14 protein-coding genes are annotated in these 15,689 nt (G+C 58.9%); 10 read left to right on the top strand and 4 right to left on the bottom strand.

The window, feature by feature from the left end; all coding sequences use genetic code 11:
- Positions 1-56 precede the first annotated feature (56 nt).
- Genes FQ185_RS16785 through thiO form a run of 7 tightly spaced genes read left to right on the top strand, consistent with a single transcriptional unit; the run spans position 57 to position 6,873 of the window.
- A complete protein-coding gene (locus FQ185_RS16785; RefSeq protein WP_149418380.1) occupies positions 57-530 on the top strand; it encodes a GspH/FimT family pseudopilin in 474 nt (157 codons plus the stop codon).
- On the top strand, positions 527-976 hold the full coding sequence (gene pilV / locus FQ185_RS16780; RefSeq protein WP_149418379.1) for a type IV pilus modification protein PilV: 450 nt from the start codon (positions 527-529) through the stop codon (positions 974-976). Before FQ185_RS16785 ends, pilV begins: the two co-directional genes overlap by 4 nt.
- On the top strand, positions 973-1,728 hold the full coding sequence (locus FQ185_RS16775) for a PilW family protein (RefSeq protein ID WP_149418378.1): 756 nt from the start codon (positions 973-975) through the stop codon (positions 1,726-1,728). The genes pilV and FQ185_RS16775 overlap by 4 nt, the downstream gene beginning before the upstream one ends.
- A gap of 20 nt (positions 1,729-1,748) precedes the next feature.
- Positions 1,749-2,213, top strand: a complete 465-nt coding sequence (locus tag FQ185_RS16770; protein ID WP_149418377.1) for a PilX N-terminal domain-containing pilus assembly protein — start codon at positions 1,749-1,751, stop codon at positions 2,211-2,213.
- On the top strand, positions 2,200-5,265 hold the full coding sequence (locus FQ185_RS16765) for a pilus assembly protein (RefSeq protein WP_149418376.1): 3,066 nt from the start codon (positions 2,200-2,202) through the stop codon (positions 5,263-5,265). The genes FQ185_RS16770 and FQ185_RS16765 overlap by 14 nt, the downstream gene beginning before the upstream one ends.
- Before the next feature lie 14 nt (positions 5,266-5,279).
- Entirely contained in the window at positions 5,280-5,681 is a 402-nt protein-coding gene (locus FQ185_RS16760; protein WP_149418375.1) for a type IV pilin protein, read from the top strand.
- A 55-nt stretch (positions 5,682-5,736) separates the two neighbouring features.
- Positions 5,737-6,873: a glycine oxidase ThiO gene (gene thiO, locus FQ185_RS16755; RefSeq protein ID WP_149418374.1), complete on the top strand. Its 1,137-nt coding sequence runs from the start codon at positions 5,737-5,739 to the stop codon at positions 6,871-6,873.
- Here thiO and FQ185_RS16750 read toward each other — a convergent pair.
- From FQ185_RS16750 to FQ185_RS16735, 4 genes are all read right to left on the bottom strand, one after another.
- On the bottom strand, positions 6,851-8,191 hold the full coding sequence (locus FQ185_RS16750; RefSeq protein ID WP_149418373.1) for a sigma-54 dependent transcriptional regulator: 1,341 nt from the start codon (positions 8,189-8,191) through the stop codon (positions 6,851-6,853). The genes thiO and FQ185_RS16750 overlap by 23 nt on opposite strands.
- Before the next feature lie 2 nt (positions 8,192-8,193).
- Positions 8,194-9,783, bottom strand: coding sequence for a PAS domain-containing sensor histidine kinase (locus FQ185_RS16745; protein WP_149418372.1), 1,590 nt, complete (start codon positions 9,781-9,783; stop codon positions 8,194-8,196).
- Positions 9,773-10,006, bottom strand: a complete 234-nt coding sequence (locus tag FQ185_RS16740) for a PP0621 family protein (RefSeq protein ID WP_149418371.1) — start codon at positions 10,004-10,006, stop codon at positions 9,773-9,775. Before FQ185_RS16740 ends, FQ185_RS16745 begins: the two co-directional genes overlap by 11 nt.
- A gap of 125 nt (positions 10,007-10,131) precedes the next feature.
- Complete coding sequence (locus tag FQ185_RS16735) at positions 10,132-11,154, bottom strand: outer membrane protein assembly factor BamD (protein WP_149418370.1); 1,023 nt, start codon at positions 11,152-11,154, stop codon at positions 10,132-10,134.
- Between the two features lie 151 nt (positions 11,155-11,305).
- Between FQ185_RS16735 and rluD the strand changes: the two genes are divergently transcribed.
- The 3 genes from rluD (at position 11,306) to clpB (ending at position 15,685) form a co-directional block, all read left to right on the top strand.
- Positions 11,306-12,268, top strand: coding sequence for a 23S rRNA pseudouridine(1911/1915/1917) synthase RluD (rluD, locus tag FQ185_RS16730; protein ID WP_007942311.1), 963 nt, complete (start codon positions 11,306-11,308; stop codon positions 12,266-12,268).
- The gene (gene pgeF, locus FQ185_RS16725) at positions 12,265-12,990 is read left to right on the top strand and encodes a peptidoglycan editing factor PgeF (RefSeq protein WP_149418369.1); all 726 of its coding nucleotides are present in this window, start codon (positions 12,265-12,267) and stop codon (positions 12,988-12,990) included. Before rluD ends, pgeF begins: the two co-directional genes overlap by 4 nt.
- A gap of 130 nt (positions 12,991-13,120) precedes the next feature.
- On the top strand, positions 13,121-15,685 hold the full coding sequence (gene clpB / locus FQ185_RS16720) for an ATP-dependent chaperone ClpB (RefSeq protein ID WP_149418368.1): 2,565 nt from the start codon (positions 13,121-13,123) through the stop codon (positions 15,683-15,685).
- Positions 15,686-15,689: the final 4 nt, after the last annotated feature.

Genomic DNA, 15,689 nt, shown 5'->3' with positions numbered 1-15,689 from the left:
GGTCGAATGCTCTAGCGTGTAATAGCAGGTATAGCCGACGGCAACGGAGGGCTCCGATGGATCATCGTACAAAAGGTTTCACGCTGATCGAGCTGCTGGTCGCACTCGCGGTATTTCTGATTCTTATCACGATGGCCGTACCGATGTTTACCCGTTCGGTGCAAATCACCAAGGCCGATACCGAAATCGGCGATCTGCAGCGCGGTCTGAATTTCGCCCGACTTGAGGCGATTAATCGGGGCATCACCACCCGGGTTCGCCCGACGACGGAGGGCGGCGTCTGGACGGGGGAGCTCTCTGTCTATGACGGTACTGGCAAATTGGCCAATGTATTGCGGGTTGTTCCGGCGATGAGCAGCGGGGCGACTCTGACGCTACCCTCGGGAGTGACCGTCATCGATTTCAGCAATCTTGGCGGGCTGTCGGCATCGCCCAAGGCAGTCGTTATCAGCTATGTATTGGGGGCGCAAAGCAGGACGCTGAATGTGTGTTTGAACGGACGAATTCTATTGGGTGGAAATTGCGGATGAGGGGATGGAGCAAACGTGCACAGGAGGGCATGACGCTGATCGAAGTCTTGGTCGCGTTGTTGATTCTGGGCGTGGGGTTGTTGGGGGCGGCGGCAATTCAGCTCAATGCGCTGAAGTACACTGACAGCTCGCGGATGACCAGCCAGGCGAGTTTTATCGCCTACGACATGATGGACCGCATTCGCGCCAATTCCAAAGCCGATTACACCGTCACGCCACCGACCTCGGGAAACTGGAGTGTCGCCCGGGATCAGGACCTCTTCGACTTCACCACCAATATTGTCAATCTCGGTGGTGCCACTGCCACCGGCAGCATTACGCGCAATCAGCAGGTGTACACCATCACGATCACCTGGGATGACTCGCGGGCTGCCAATGTCGCCAATTCCCGTCGCACCTTCGTCCTCACCAGTCGTGCCACTGCCGATCCGCAGGTTGCGCCATGAACCGGTCCAATCGAGGTTTCGGCCTGATCGAGTTACTGATCGCCTTGGCATTGAGTCTTGTCGTGGTGCTCGGCGTGGCGCAGATTTTCATAGCGGCCAAGGACACCTATGTCAGCCAGAGCACCTCTGCCGCCATGCAGGAAGATGCGCGTTTTGCACTGAGCAAACTGATACAGGAAATTCGCATGGTTGGAATGTTCGGTTGCCTGAGGACGATCATCGACGCAAGCACGGCCGGTGATTTCGCTGCTGCCCAGGCCACGCCCATCAGTTGGGACAACGCGAACGGCAAACTCACCCTGGTGACTGCGGATATCGGCAGTAGCAGTGTGCCAACCTGGACGGTGGTTTCCGAATGTCGAGCCAGCGTCCCCGCCAGCCCTGCCACCAGTGCCACCGCCTACACTGGTGCGCGGATCTTGACGCCGGAACAAGTGACGTCGGGGCAACTGGCGTTTCCAATACGGCGGCTGATCTACAGCTTCAGCAACAACCAGCTGTTGATGGGCACGGGAGCCGGCTCTCCGGCTCAGGCAGTGCTGGTGGACAATGTCGGTGCGTTCAGTTTGATGTTCGGTCTCGCCAAAACAGTCGACGACTTTGCCGCCTCCAGTTACAGCAGCTCCCCCAACCCTTCCGATATGGAGTTAATCCGTAGTGTGCGCCTGACCCTGACCCTGTCTGATCCGAAAAAGCGGGTGCGCGATCAAACCTTCAATGTGGTTGCTGCCTTGCGCAACCGATTGCCATGAGGGGAGGGACGATGTTTTCAATGAGCGCTCACTCCCAGCGGGGCATGGCGTTGCTGGTGAGCCTTGTGTTTCTTCTGTTGCTGACGCTGATCGGTCTTTCATCGATGCAGAGCGCCACTTTGCAGGAAAAAATGGCGGGCAGCGTGTCCTTGCGCAACCTGTCGTTTCAGAGCGCCGAAGCGGCGTTGCGCGTTGGCGAAAGCGAGGTGGAACTGAAGACCTACTCGTTGTCGCTATGCAGCAATGTCATCAAATGCGCGCCGCCGGCTGAGGCATTGCTAATCACCGCCGCGGGGGTCAATCCAACCTCGGGCGTGGCCTGGATTGCCTCCGGCAGTGGCTTTTACGGGGCACAGAACATTGGCGCCACGGGCGCTGCGGTGAACATGAAGGACGGCGCCTCCGTGACGCTGTACCGCGTAACCGCCGTGGGGATCGCGGGCAACTCGCGCAGTGTGGTGGAGAGTATTTATGCGAAGTACTGAAAGGCGCGCCGGGTTGTGGCAGTTGTTATGTGGCGCACTGTTGGGTTTTTATCTCTCGGCTCCGGCCTATGCCTTCACTCCATCGGATTCACCGCTGTTGAGCGCCGCGGCCGTTGCGCCGAACGTGATGTTGTTGATCGACGATTCGGGCAGCATGAACAGCATCATCTACGCTGCGGGGTTCGATCCGGCAGTGAACAGAACACCGGCCCGACAATGCAATGCGTTCCTGGGACTGTGTTTGGGGTTTTCCAACATCACCGGTGACACAATCTTCCTTTCAAGCCTGCCGACGTCTGGCTGTTCCAGTGGTGAGTACGCTTTTTATAACAACAGCCTCGCCCCCCAATGCCTCAAGCTGCCAGACCCGGTTGGCGGCGAAAATACCCGATACTCTGCTGATTACATTTCGTACCTTGTGGGGTTGGCCAACGGAAACAGATTTGATTTTACCGCCGGTTCAATCCCCACCGATTACCGGATGAACGTTGCACGCAAGGTGTCCACCGATCTGGTGACCAATAACCGCGGGTTGCGTATCGGCCTGGCGACGTTCAATCCGGCCACCAGCACCAACGCTGGCAACGGTGGCTACATTGCCCGTTCCATCAGCGATCTGTCGGTGGAGAGCAACTTTAACAACCTGACCACGTCGATCAGAGGCTTGAACGCTGTCGCCAATACTCCGCTGGCGGAAGCCTATTACGAGGTCACCCGCTACATGCGCGGCATGGCGCCGTTCTACAACTCGACGCCCGCCACTTACACCAGCCCGATCCAGTACCGTTGCCAAAAAAACTATGGTGTGGTGATTACTGACGGCTTGCCCACCTATGACCGAACCTTCCCGACCACATCGACCCAAGACCCCTTGGGGGCTGCCCGGCTCCCCAATTGGGACGGTGTGAATAATGACGGACCCGGCGGCGACGATGAGGGCGATACTCTTTATCTGGATGACATCGCCAAGTTCGCCTTCGACATCGACATGCGCACGACCGGCACCGATTCTGCGGGCAAAAACTGGGACGCGGCGGATTTTCCCAAACAGAACATGAACACCTACACCGTCGGTTTCGCCACCTCGAACCAGATGTTGTCGGACGCGGCCCGTTACGGGCAGGGCAAGTATTACCAGGCGAGCGACAATGCGGGGCTCAACAGTGCACTGTCGTCCGCCCTGAGCGATATCACCTCCAAGGCCGGTTCCGGTGGCGGCGGCGTCGCCAGCGGGACCACGCTGGCCAGCGGCTCGAGTTTCTTCCAGACCAGTTACGATCCCAAGGACTGGCGCGGCACGATCAAGTCCTACGGATTTACTTCTGGTGGCGCGGTCGACACCGCCTCGGTGTTATGGACCACTGATACCGCCATCGTGCCCGGTGCCACGGCACCGACCTATCAATCCTGGAACACCCTGGACAACGTGGCTGTGACGCTGAACTACGCCAGTTTTTCCCCCGCCCAGAAAACATCCCTTAGCCAGAGTTTGCCTACCGGCATCACCGGCACCGATCTGGTGGAGTGGAGCAAGGGCACCAACAAGGCCGGGCTGAAAGTGCGCAGTGTGCTGCTTGGCGACATCATCAATTCGCCATTGGCCTTGGCTTCACCCACGGATAAAACTGCGTCCGATCTGGCGGCCGACACCACTTACAGCACCTATTTGGCAACCAAAGCGGTAACCATGAACTCCAGCCTGGTGGTGAACGCCAACGACGGTTTTGTAAATGTCATCAATACGACCAACGGTGCCAGGCGTTATGCCTACATGCCTTCCAGTGTGTTGCCTTCGCTACGTCTGATTGCCGAGCCCAATTACATCAACGGTGTCAGCCACAAGTTTCTGGTCGATGGTCAGGTCGCCGTATTCGATGCGCAACTCGGCAGTGCATGGAAGACCCTGGCATTGGGTGGAACAGGGGCGGGGGGCAGGACTTTCTACGCGTTGCAGTTGTTCGACGCCTCGGCAGGTAATGCGACCAAGGCATTGTGGGAAATCAGCGCACCGGCCACAGCAAACACGTCGAACGTTTTCAATGATCTGGGTTATGCCTACGCACGACCGGAAGTGGCACGCTTGCCCGGCGGTCGATGGGCTGCATTCATCTCTAACGGTTATGGCAGCAACTCCGGGGTGGCAGCGTTGTACGTGGTCGACATTCGCGACGGCTCGCTGATCAAGAAAATAGTGGTCGACGGCTCCGAAACTACCAACGGCCTGTCGTCGGTAAAACTTCGGGTCAACTCGCAGAATGTGGTGCAGGCCGCTTACGGCGGCGACTTGAAGGGGCGGCTGTGGAAGTTTGATTTGAGCGACACCAACCCTGATGTGTGGGATCTGGCGTTTTCCCGCAAACCGCTGTTCACCACCGCGGGCGGCGCCACCCAGCCAATTACCGTGCAACCATTGTTGGCGGACAATTCGTTGGGAGGGAAGGTCGTGTTTTTCGGCACCGGTAAATTCAACGAGACGGCGGACAAGACCAACAAAGACCTCCAGGCGTTCTATGGAGTGTGGGATGCGGAGGGTGGCTCCGGTCAATTCACAACGTCCAGTTTGCAGATTCAGACGGTGACTGGTGTGTTGTCGGGCAGCAGTGGGCAACTCATCACCACCAGCCAGAACGACGTGACCTATCCGGCGAAAAAAGGCTGGTACCTGCCGCTGGTGTACAACAACGTGTTGACCGGTGAGCGGGTGATCAATCAGGCCAATCTGGTGTCCGGGCGGATCGTGTTCACCACGGCCAGCGTGGACACCACCGATCCTTGCGCCAGTTTCGGTACCGGCAAACTGGTCGAGCTCGATGCATTCAGCGGTAAGATGCTCAATTACGCGGTGCTCGATACCAATGGCGACAGTCTGGTCGACACCAAGGATTCGATATCCAGCGGGGTGATTTTCACTGGTGGTATTCCGACCTTGAACGCCGTCGTCAATAACGCGTCCCGCAAGATTGTGAGCGACTCCAGTGGCGGCGTGACCTCCCTGGTGGAAAAACCTGTCGGTGGCACCAACCGTCGCATCATGTGGCGACAAATACAGTAAGTGAGAGTTGAGGCATGCGCAGATCCAACCGTGGTTTTACCCTGATCGAAATCATGATCGTGATTGCGATCATCGGGATCGTCATTACCATTGGCTACCCGAGCCTCACCGAATACGTAAAAAAAGGTCGCCGAACTGAAGTGGTCGGGTTGCTCTCCGAACAGGCGCAGATCCTTGAGCGCTTCTACTCGAAGAATAATGTCTACACCAATGCCATCGGCCTGAGCGCCGGTAATGACTTCTACACCATCACCCCGACCCTGACCGATCAGACCTTCCTGCTGACGGCGGAGCGCAAGGCCGGCAAGGCCATGGCGACTGACAAATGCGGTAATTTCACCATTACCAACACAGGCGTCAGAGGCATGGTCAACGCAACGGCCGGGCTGACCACCAAGGATTGTTGGGGGCGCTGAATTCCTTTTCGGGCGCCTTTTGCGCCCTCTGTCTATTTAACGGTTGGATCACAACATGACCAGGCAACAACAAGTGGTGATTGTCGGCGGCGGGGTGATTGGCCTGCTGACAGCGTTCAATCTCGCGTCCGAAGTGCAAAGCGTTGTGCTGCTGGATCGCGGGAACGTCGGTCAGGAGTCGTCCTGGGCCGGTGGCGGTATCGTTTCGCCGCTTTACCCGTGGCGCTATAGCCCGGCGGTCACTGCGCTGGCGCACTGGTCCCAGGATTTTTATCCCCAGTTGGGAGAGCGTTTGTTCGCGGCAACCGGTGTTGATCCGGAGGTGCATACCACCGGGTTGTACTGGCTGGATCTGGATGATGAGGCCCAGGCACTTGCCTGGGCCGAGCGGGAAAACCGTCCGCTGCGAGCTGTGGATATCTCGGCGGCTCACGACGCGGTACCCGTGCTGGGTAGCGGTTTTTCCCGGGCGATCTACATGGCCGATGTGGCCAATGTGCGTAATCCGCGACTGGTCAAATCCCTCAAGGCCGCATTGCTGGCACTGCCGAACGTGACGATACATGAGCAGTGCGAAGTCAGCGGGTTTATCCGCGAAGACGGCGCGGTGGTCGGGGTGCAGACCTCAGCGGGTGCCATTCATGGCGATCAGGTGGTGCTGACCGCTGGGGCCTGGAGCGGTGATTTACTTAAAAGCCTGGGGCTGGACCTGCCGGTTGAGCCGGTGAAAGGGCAGATGATTCTCTACAAGTGCGCGTCAGATTTCCTGCCGAGCATGGTGTTGGCCAAGGGACGTTATGCGATTCCACGGCGCGACGGGCACATTCTGATTGGCAGTACGCTGGAGCATGAAGGTTTCGACAAGACGCCGACCGAATCGGCCCTGGAGAGTCTGAAGGCGTCGGCGGTGGAGTTGATTCCTGCACTGGCGGACGCCGAGGTCGTGGGGCATTGGGCCGGGCTGCGGCCGGGTTCGCCGGAGGGGGTTCCCTACATTGGCCGGGTGCCTGGGTTTGATGGGCTCTGGCTGAACTGCGGGCATTACCGCAACGGCTTGGTGCTGGCACCGGCGTCATGTCAGCTGTTTGCGGATGTGATGCTGGGTAGGGCCCCGATTATTGATCCGGCGCCGTATGCGCCAACCGGGCGGCGTTCCGACGAAGGAGCCCTCAATCCAACCCTAATTTCTTGAGCCTGTAGCGCATCGACCGAAACGACAAATTCAACCGCTGTGCCGCCGCCGTGCGGTTCCAGCGGGTTTCTTCCAGGGCCTGGAGAATGAGTTTGCGTTCAACGTTTTCCAGGTAGTCTTCCAGGTTGTCGATCTGCGTCAGGTCTGGCACACCGCCTTCTGCGGCGCAGTTGCCTTCGGCCAGTCGCAAATCGGAGGCTTCGATCTGTTTGTTCTCGCACAAGGTGTGAGCCCGCTCGAGCACGTTTTCCAGTTCCCGCACGTTGCCCGGAAAGCGATAGCTTTTCAGCGCATCCAGAGCTTGTGGGTGGAGTTTTGCGGCGGGTTGGCCAGTACCGGCTGCCAGACGTTTGAGCATATGGCAGGCCAAGGGCTCGATGTCTTCCCGACGTTCGCGCAAGGGCGGAACCCGAAGTTCGATCACGTTCAGCCGGTAGTACAAATCCTGGCGAAAGCGTTCGGCGGCGACTTCGGCATCGAGGTCTTTGTGGGTGGCGCAGAGGATGCGGACATCAACCACGATTTCCTGCTGCTCGCCGACCCTGCGAACGGCTTTTTCCTGAATGGCCCGTAGCAGTTTGACCTGCATCGCCAGCGGCAAGTCAGCCACTTCGTCGAGAAACAGCGTACCGCCATGGGCCGCCTGGAACAGCCCGGGCTTGTCTTCGATGGCGCCGCTGAAGCTGCCTTTGCGATGGCCGAAAAATTCGCTCTCCATCAGTTCCGACGGAATCGCCCCACAGTTAACCGGGACGAATGGCTGATTGGCGCGCGGCCCTTGCTCATGGATCAGCCGTGCGACCAGCTCCTTGCCGCTGCCGGATTCGCCGCTGATGTACACCGGCGCCTGACTGCGGGCCAGTTTGTCGATGTGTTTGCGCAAGGCGCGCATGGGCAATGAGTCGCCCAGCAAGCGGCGATCAATGGCTACGCTGGGGCCACCCGCAGCAGGCAAACGCAAGGCGCTACTGACCAGTTCCCGCAGGCGGGTGAGGTCCACCGGTTTGGTCAGGAAATCAAAGGCGCCAGCCTTGAGGGCGTTGATCGCTGTTTCCAGGCTGCCATACGCAGTGATCATTGCCACCGGTACTTGTGGGTAGCGTTGTTGAATGTGTTGCACCAGTTCAAGGCCAGTGCCATCCGGCAGGCGCATGTCGGTCAGGCACAGGTTAAACGTCTCTCGCGTCAGCAGAGCCTGGGCTTCGCCAAGGTTGCGGGCACTGAAGGTGTCGAGTTTCATCCGTCCCAGGGTGATTTCCAGGAGTTCGCGGATATCCGGTTCGTCGTCGACGATCAAGACTTTTTGCCGTGGGCTCATGTTCAACTTTGTTTCCGTCCGTGAGCAAAGGTAATGCGAAAGCAGCCGCCGTCTTGGCGTGGTTTGAAGTCTAGGCGGGCCTGGTTGCTTTCGCACAACTCACGGGACAGATACAGCCCCAGGCCAGTGCCTTGGGTGCTGGTGGTGAAGAAAGGTTCGAACAGATGCCCCTGATGGTCGGGTGTCACGCCGGGGCCGTTGTCGAGTATCTCGAGGATCGGTAACTGGCTGTCGGGGGCGACGAACAACTCAAGCCAGACCTGTGCAATGTCGTGGGTCAGCGCGCTATGGCGCCAGGCATTGCGTAACAGATTGTCGAGAATCTGGGTCAACTGGTTTGGGTCCATCAGGGTTTTGAAATCTCCCGAACCGATGCGCAGTTGAATCTGCTGGCGCTCGGTCGCCCTCTCGCGGGTTTCGGTGACGAACTGCTCCACCCACGGCTTCAGATCGAGCCGTTGCGGCACGCTTTGTTGGCGACGGGACAGTTGCAGGACATTTTCGATTACCCGATTCATTCGCTGAGAGTGGTCTTGAATAATCTGTGTCAGACGTCGATCCGCACCGTTCAGTTCCTCTGATTCCTGCAATAGCTGCGCGGCATGACTAATGGCGCCCAGTGGATTTCGGATCTCATGGGCGATGCCGGCGGTCAGGCGGCCCAGGGCGGCAAGTTTCAGTTGTTGGGCTTGTTGGGCGATCTGGGCGAGGTCTTCGAGGAAAATCAGGGTCTGGTGGTGAGGGCTTTGGTCCAGCGCAATGAAGCTCGGTTGCAGCTCCAGGCCATTGCTGGCGACTTTCATGGTCTGGGGGCGCAGCGTCGGATTGTTGAGCCACAGGTGCAGGCGTTCGACCAGGGTGGGTAAGTAGTCGTCGATCAATTGGCCTTCGAGATTGTCGAGACCCAGCAGGGTCATAGCACTTTGGTTGGTCAGCTGAACGCGCCGCTGGTCGTCGAGCACCAGTATGCCGGTGCGCATGCGTTGCAGGATCAGCGCGTTGAGGGCTTCAAGGCCAACGACTTCGCTGGCCCGTTGTTCGGCCAGGTTTTCGCTGACCTCCATGCGTCGGATCAGGCCCTGTACCAGCAACGCTGCAGCAAAACAGAGGGCGCCAAGCGTGCCGGATTGCAGGTAGTCGTTGGGGCTAATGGGATGAGTGAAGCTCAGGAGGAGGCTCGAACCCACGATTCCGAGGGCGCCGATTGCGGCAATCAGCAGACCGATGCGCCTTCTCAGCAATGTGTTGCTGATGGCAACCGATACGATCAGCAGGTTACCAATGGCGCTGGCCACACCACCAGCGGCGTAGAACAGAGCGCACAGCAACAGGACATCGGCCAGCGCCAGGCTGAACAATTGTGTCGGGCGCCGGGTGTTCTCGAGAAAAACCACCAACAAGATATTCAGCACAAGGTACAACCAGCTGCCATTGCGCAGCAGGTTGTCATTGGCAAACGTCAGCAACTGGTTGTCCATGTTGCTGGAGATCAACAGCACCAGGGTGATGCCGATGCTTAAACGGTAAAGATGATAGAGACGCAGCAGTCGCTGGGCTTGTTTGCTGTCGGGACTGGAGGTCTCAGCGATCACTGGAACCCGGGCCTTGCTCAAGGTGAGCCTGGCTGCAATACCACTGTTGTTGAAGACTCAGCGCACGGTCGCGGGGCAAGTGGACGCCGCAATGAGCGCAGCGGACCATGGGGGCCGCTTCCAGCTCGGCGGAGGACTTGGGCCTTGAGGCCTGGCCCTTGAATTTGCGCCAGAACCATACCGCGGCGGCAATCAGGGCGATCCAGAACAATAAACGAAGCATGGTGAGCTGCTTTATGGCGAGTGATTCAGCAGTTTAGCCAAGGACATGCCGGGCGCACAGCGTAATAAACGCGGCCATAAAAAAGGGAGACTCAAGAGTCTCCCTTTTTTGCACAACCCAAGGTGTCAGTCGAACACGCCGAAGGTCATGTAGCTGAACCACGAGCGGTCTTCGTTGTTGCCTGCCGCTTCGTGTTCCTCTTCTTCGATCACGTCGCCATCTGCATCTTTAGGCTTGAGATCGTTCGGAATCGCGTCCTTGGCGTCCTGGAACTGCTTCTGCACGTCCTGGTTGGCGCGGGTTTCGCCCGGCGGCAGCGGCGGACGGGATTCGATCAGGCCCAGGGTCGCCTTGCTCAACCACGAACGGTTGTCGGCTTCGGCCACCGAAGGCTGGAACTGACCGTCGACCAGGCTTGGATGGTTCGGGTAGTTGAGCTTCAGGGTTTCGAGGCTGGTGGCGGCCAGGTCGTCCAGATGCAGGCGCTGGTAAGCTTCGGTCATCACCGCCAGGCCGTCACCGACCGACGGGGTTTCCTGGAAGTTTTCCACAACGTAACGACCACGGTTCGCGGCGGCGACGTAGGCCTGACGGGTCAGGTAGTAGTCGGCAACGTGAATCTCGTAGGCGGCCAGCAGGTTGCGCAGGTAGATCATGCGCTGCTTGGCGTCCGGCGCGTAGCGGCTGTTCGGGAAGCGGCTGGTCAGCTGGGCGAACTCGTTGTAGGAGTCGCGAGCGGCACCCGGGTCACGCTTGGTCATGTCCAGCGGCAGGAAGCGCGCCAGTATGCCGACGTCCTGGTCGAAAGAGGTCAGACCCTTGAGGTAGTAAGCGTAATCGACGTTCGGATGCTGTGGATGCAGACGAATGAAACGCTCGGCGGCAGACTTGGCAGCCTCAGGCTCGGCGTTCTTGTAGTTGGCGTAGATGAGCTCGAGTTGAGCCTGATCGGCGTAGCGGCCGAACGGATAACGCGACTCCAGGGCCTTCAGTTTCGAAGTGGCGCTGGTGTAGCTGTTGTTATCCAGGTCGGTCTGAGCCTGCTGGTACAGCTCGACTTCGCTAAGGTTTTCGTCTACGACTTCCTTCGATGAGCAAGCAGCGGTCAATGCGAGGATGGCGATCAGCAGCAGGTGTTTCACTTGCATGGCGGCTTGCGTCCCTATGACGGCCGCTGTCTTGGGCGGGGCCGTCCTGTTATGATGAGCGCCCCGTTGAATAGCCTCGGGGCAAAAGACGCCGTATTTAACCACAAGCGCGCAGCCGAAACCAAAGGCTGTGCCGACGCCTAGTCTGAGCATGTCCGATAAAATTGAACTTCGCGCAGAGGTGCCGTCCGAATTGGGCGGCCAACGCCTCGATCAAGTCGCCGCACAATTATTCGCTGAGCACTCGCGCTCGCGCCTTTCCGCCTGGATCAAAGACGGCCGCCTGACTGTGGATGGGGCGGTTATCCGCCCGCGAGACATTGTTCATGGTGGTGCCATTCTTGAACTGACTGCCGAGCAGGAAGCTCAGGGCGAATGGATCGCTCAAGACATCGAGCTGGACATCGTCTACGAAGATGACGACATCCTGGTGATCAACAAACCTGCGGGTCTGGTGGTGCATCCGGCTGCCGGTCACGCTGATGGCACCTTGCTCAACGCTTTGCTGCACCACGTGCCGGACATTATCAATGTGCCCCGCGCCGGTATCGTGCATCGCCTGGACAAGGACACCACCGGTCTGATGGTGGTGGCCAAGACCATTCAGGCTCAGACGCAGCTGGTTACACAGTTGCAGAGCCGCAGCGTAAGCCGGATCTACGAGTGCATCGTGATCGGTGTGGTGACGGCCGGTGGCAAGATCAACGCCCCGATCGGTCGTCACGGCCAGCAACGCCAGCGCATGGCCGTGATGGAAGGTGGCAAGCAAGCCGTCAGCCATTACCGCGTGCTCGAGCGTTTCCGCTCCCACACTCACGTGCGGGTGAAGCTGGAAACCGGTCGTACGCACCAGATTCGCGTGCACATGGCCCACATCAACTACCCGTTGGTCGGAGATCCTGCCTACGGCGGTCGTTTCCGCATTCCGCCGGCAGCCAGTGTGACCATGGTCGAATCGTTGAAGGCTTTTCCGCGTCAGGCGCTGCATGCGCGGTTCCTGGAGCTGGATCATCCGACCACCGGTAAACGCATGAGCTGGGAATCGCCACTGCCGGACGATTTCGTCTGGTTGCTGACGCTGCTCAAGCAAGACCGCGAGGCGTTCATCGGATGAGTGACTGGCTGATTCCCGACTGGCCTGCGCCTGCCGGGGTGAAAGCCTGCGTTACCACCCGTGCGGGCGGCGTCAGTCTGGCGCCGTTCGACAGCCTCAACCTCGGCGATCACGTCGATGACAGCCCCAAAGCTGTTGCCGAGAACCGCCGTCGCCTCACCGATCATTTCTCTATTCAACCGGCCTGGTTAAAGCAGGTTCACGGCATTGCCGTGGCCCACGCAGACCCAAGCCTTACGGCCACTGCCGATGCCAGCTGGACGGCTACGCCCGGTATTGCCTGTGCGGCAATGACTGCCGATTGCCTGCCCGCGTTGTTCTGCGACCGTGCCGGCACTCGCGTAGCCGCGGCCCATGCTGGTTGGCGCGGGCTGGCGGCCGGTGTGCTGGAAGCGACCCTCGACAGTCTGGCCGTGCCGCCAGAAGACGTGCTGGTCTGGCTCGGTCCGGCCATTGGTCCTCAAGCCTTTGAAGTCGGCCCGGAAGTGCGCGAAACCTTCGTCCAGCAATTGCCCGAAGCCGCCAAAGCCTTCGTGCCGAGTCAAAATGCTGGCAAATTCATGGCTGACATTTACGAGCTGGCGCGCTTGCGTCTGGCCGCTCGCGGTGTCACCGCTGTTTATGGTGGCGGTTTTTGCACCGTGACCGATCCTCGCTTCTTTTCCTACCGCCGCAGTCCACGCACCGGTCGGTTTGCCTCCTTAGTCTGGCTCGAACGCTAGACTTCTCTGATCTACATCAACATCACGACGCTTGAATCTCCCAGAATCGACCGCATCTATAACGGTATCTGGCAGGTTTCTTCATTCAGGATGTTTTATCGGTCCGGCCTGCTTAAAAGGAAGGTGACCCATGCGTATAGACCGTTTAACCAGCAAATTGCAGTTAGCTCTATCCGACGCCCAATCTCTGGCCGTCGGCCTCGATCATCCGGGCATTGAGCCGGCGCACTTGATGCAAGCCATGCTTGAGCAGCAGGGTGGTTCGATCAAACCCCTGTTGATGCAGGTGGGCTTCGACGTCAACAGCCTGCGCAAAGAGCTGACCAAAGAGCTCGACCAACTACCGAAAATCCAGAACCCGACCGGCGACGTCAACATGTCGCAGGATTTGGCGCGGCTGCTCAACCAGGCAGATCGTCTGGCCCAGCAGAAGGGCGACCAGTTCATCTCCAGCGAACTCGTGCTGCTCGCCGCGATGGACGAGAACAGCAAACTCGGCAAATTGTTGCTCGGCCAGGGCGTCAGCAAAAAAGCCTTGGAAAACGCGATCAACAACCTGCGCGGTGGCGAGGCCGTCAATGACGCCAACCACGAAGAGTCGCGCCAGGCGCTGGACAAATACACCGTTGACCTGACCAAGCGCGCCGAAGAAGGGAAGCTCGATCCGGTGATCGGCCGTGACGACGAAATTCGTCGAACCATTCAGGTCCTGCAACGCCGCACCAAGAACAACCCGGTGCTGATCGGTGAACCTGGCGTGGGTAAAACCGCCATCGCCGAAGGCTTGGCCCAGCGCATCATCAACGGCGAAGTCCCGGATGGCCTGAAAGGCAAGCGCCTGCTGTCCCTGGACATGGGGTCGCTGATTGCCGGTGCCAAGTACCGCGGTGAGTTCGAAGAGCGCCTGAAATCCTTGCTCAACGAACTGTCGAAGCAGGAAGGGCAGATCATTCTGTTCATCGACGAATTGCACACCATGGTCGGCGCCGGTAAAGGCGAAGGCTCGATGGATGCGGGCAATATGCTCAAGCCTGCGCTGGCCCGCGGTGAACTGCACTGCGTCGGTGCCACAACGCTCAACGAGTACCGCCAATACATAGAGAAGGACGCTGCCCTCGAGCGACGCTTCCAGAAAGTGCTGGTGGAAGAACCGAGCGAAGAAGACACCATCGCCATCCTGCGTGGCTTGAAAGAACGCTACGAGGTTCACCACAAAGTGGCGATCACCGACGGCGCGATCATCGCGGCGGCCAAACTCAGCCATCGCTACATTACTGACCGTCAGTTGCCGGACAAGGCCATCGACCTGATCGACGAAGCGGCTAGCCGCATCCGCATGGAGATCGATTCCAAGCCGGAAGTGCTCGATCGTCTGGAGCGTCGTCTGATTCAGCTGAAGGTAGAATCCCAGGCGCTGAAGAAAGAAAGCGACGAAGCCGCGATAAAACGTCTGGAAAAACTCCAGGAAGAAATCGTCCGCCTCGAACGTGAGTACTCGGACCTGGAGGAAATCTGGAACGCCGAAAAAGCTGAAGTGCAGGGCTCCGCGCAGATCCAGCAGAAAATCGAGCAGTCCCGTCAGGAACTGGAAACTGCCCGCCGCAAAGGTGACCTGAACCGCATGGCCGAGCTGCAATACGGGGTGATCCCGGATCTGGAGCGCAGCCTGCAAATGGTCGACCAGCACGGAAAGAGTGAAAACCAGTTGCTGCGCAGCAAGGTGACTGAAGAGGAGATCGCTGAAGTCGTTTCGAAGTGGACCGGCATCCCGGTGTCGAAAATGCTCGAAGGCGAGCGCGACAAGCTGATGAAGATGGAAAGCCTGTTGCACCAGCGTGTGATCGGTCAGGACGAAGCGGTGATCGCCGTTTCCAACGCGGTGCGGCGTTCCCGGGCCGGGTTGTCCGACCCGAATCGTCCGAGCGGTTCGTTCATGTTCCTCGGCCCGACCGGTGTCGGCAAAACCGAGCTGTGCAAGGCACTGGCCGAGTTCCTCTTTGATACGGAAGAGGCGATGGTGCGGATCGACATGTCCGAATTCATGGAGAAACATTCCGTGGCTCGACTGATCGGCGCGCCACCAGGCTACGTAGGCTATGAAGAGGGCGGTTACCTGACCGAGGCGGTGCGTCGCAAGCCTTACTCGGTGATCCTGCTGGATGAGGTCGAGAAGGCCCACCCTGACGTCTTCAACGTCTTGCTGCAAGTGCTGGAAGATGGCCGACTGACTGACAGTCATGGTCGCACGGTGGATTTCAAAAACACTGTGATCGTCATGACCTCCAACCTCGGTTCGGTACAGATCCAGGAACTGGTCGGTGATCGAGAGGCGCAGCGCGCGGCGGTGATGGATGCGATTTCCACGCACTTCCGGCCGGAGTTCATCAACCGGGTCGACGAAGTGGTGATTTTCGAGCCATTGGCTCGGGATCAGATCGCGGGCATTACCGAGATCCAGTTGGGTCGCCTGCGCAGTCGTCTGACCGAGCGCGAGCTGAAGCTGGAACTCAGCCCTGAAGCCATGGATAAGCTGATCGCTGTCGGTTACGACCCTGTGTACGGCGCACGGCCGCTCAAACGAGCGATCCAGCGCTGGATCGAAAACCCGCTGGCGCAGTTGATTCTGTCGGGTCGATTCATGCCGGGCGACACCGCCACAGGCACAGTAGAAAACGACGAAATCGTTTTCGCCTGAGCCA

Origin of the sequence: Pseudomonas sp. ANT_H12B (genome assembly GCF_008369325.1) — a bacterium.
Taxonomy (GTDB): Bacteria; Pseudomonadota; Gammaproteobacteria; order Pseudomonadales; family Pseudomonadaceae; genus Aquipseudomonas.
Note: the sequence above shows the minus strand (reverse complement) of the source record. Positions and strands in the feature narration are given on the sequence as shown.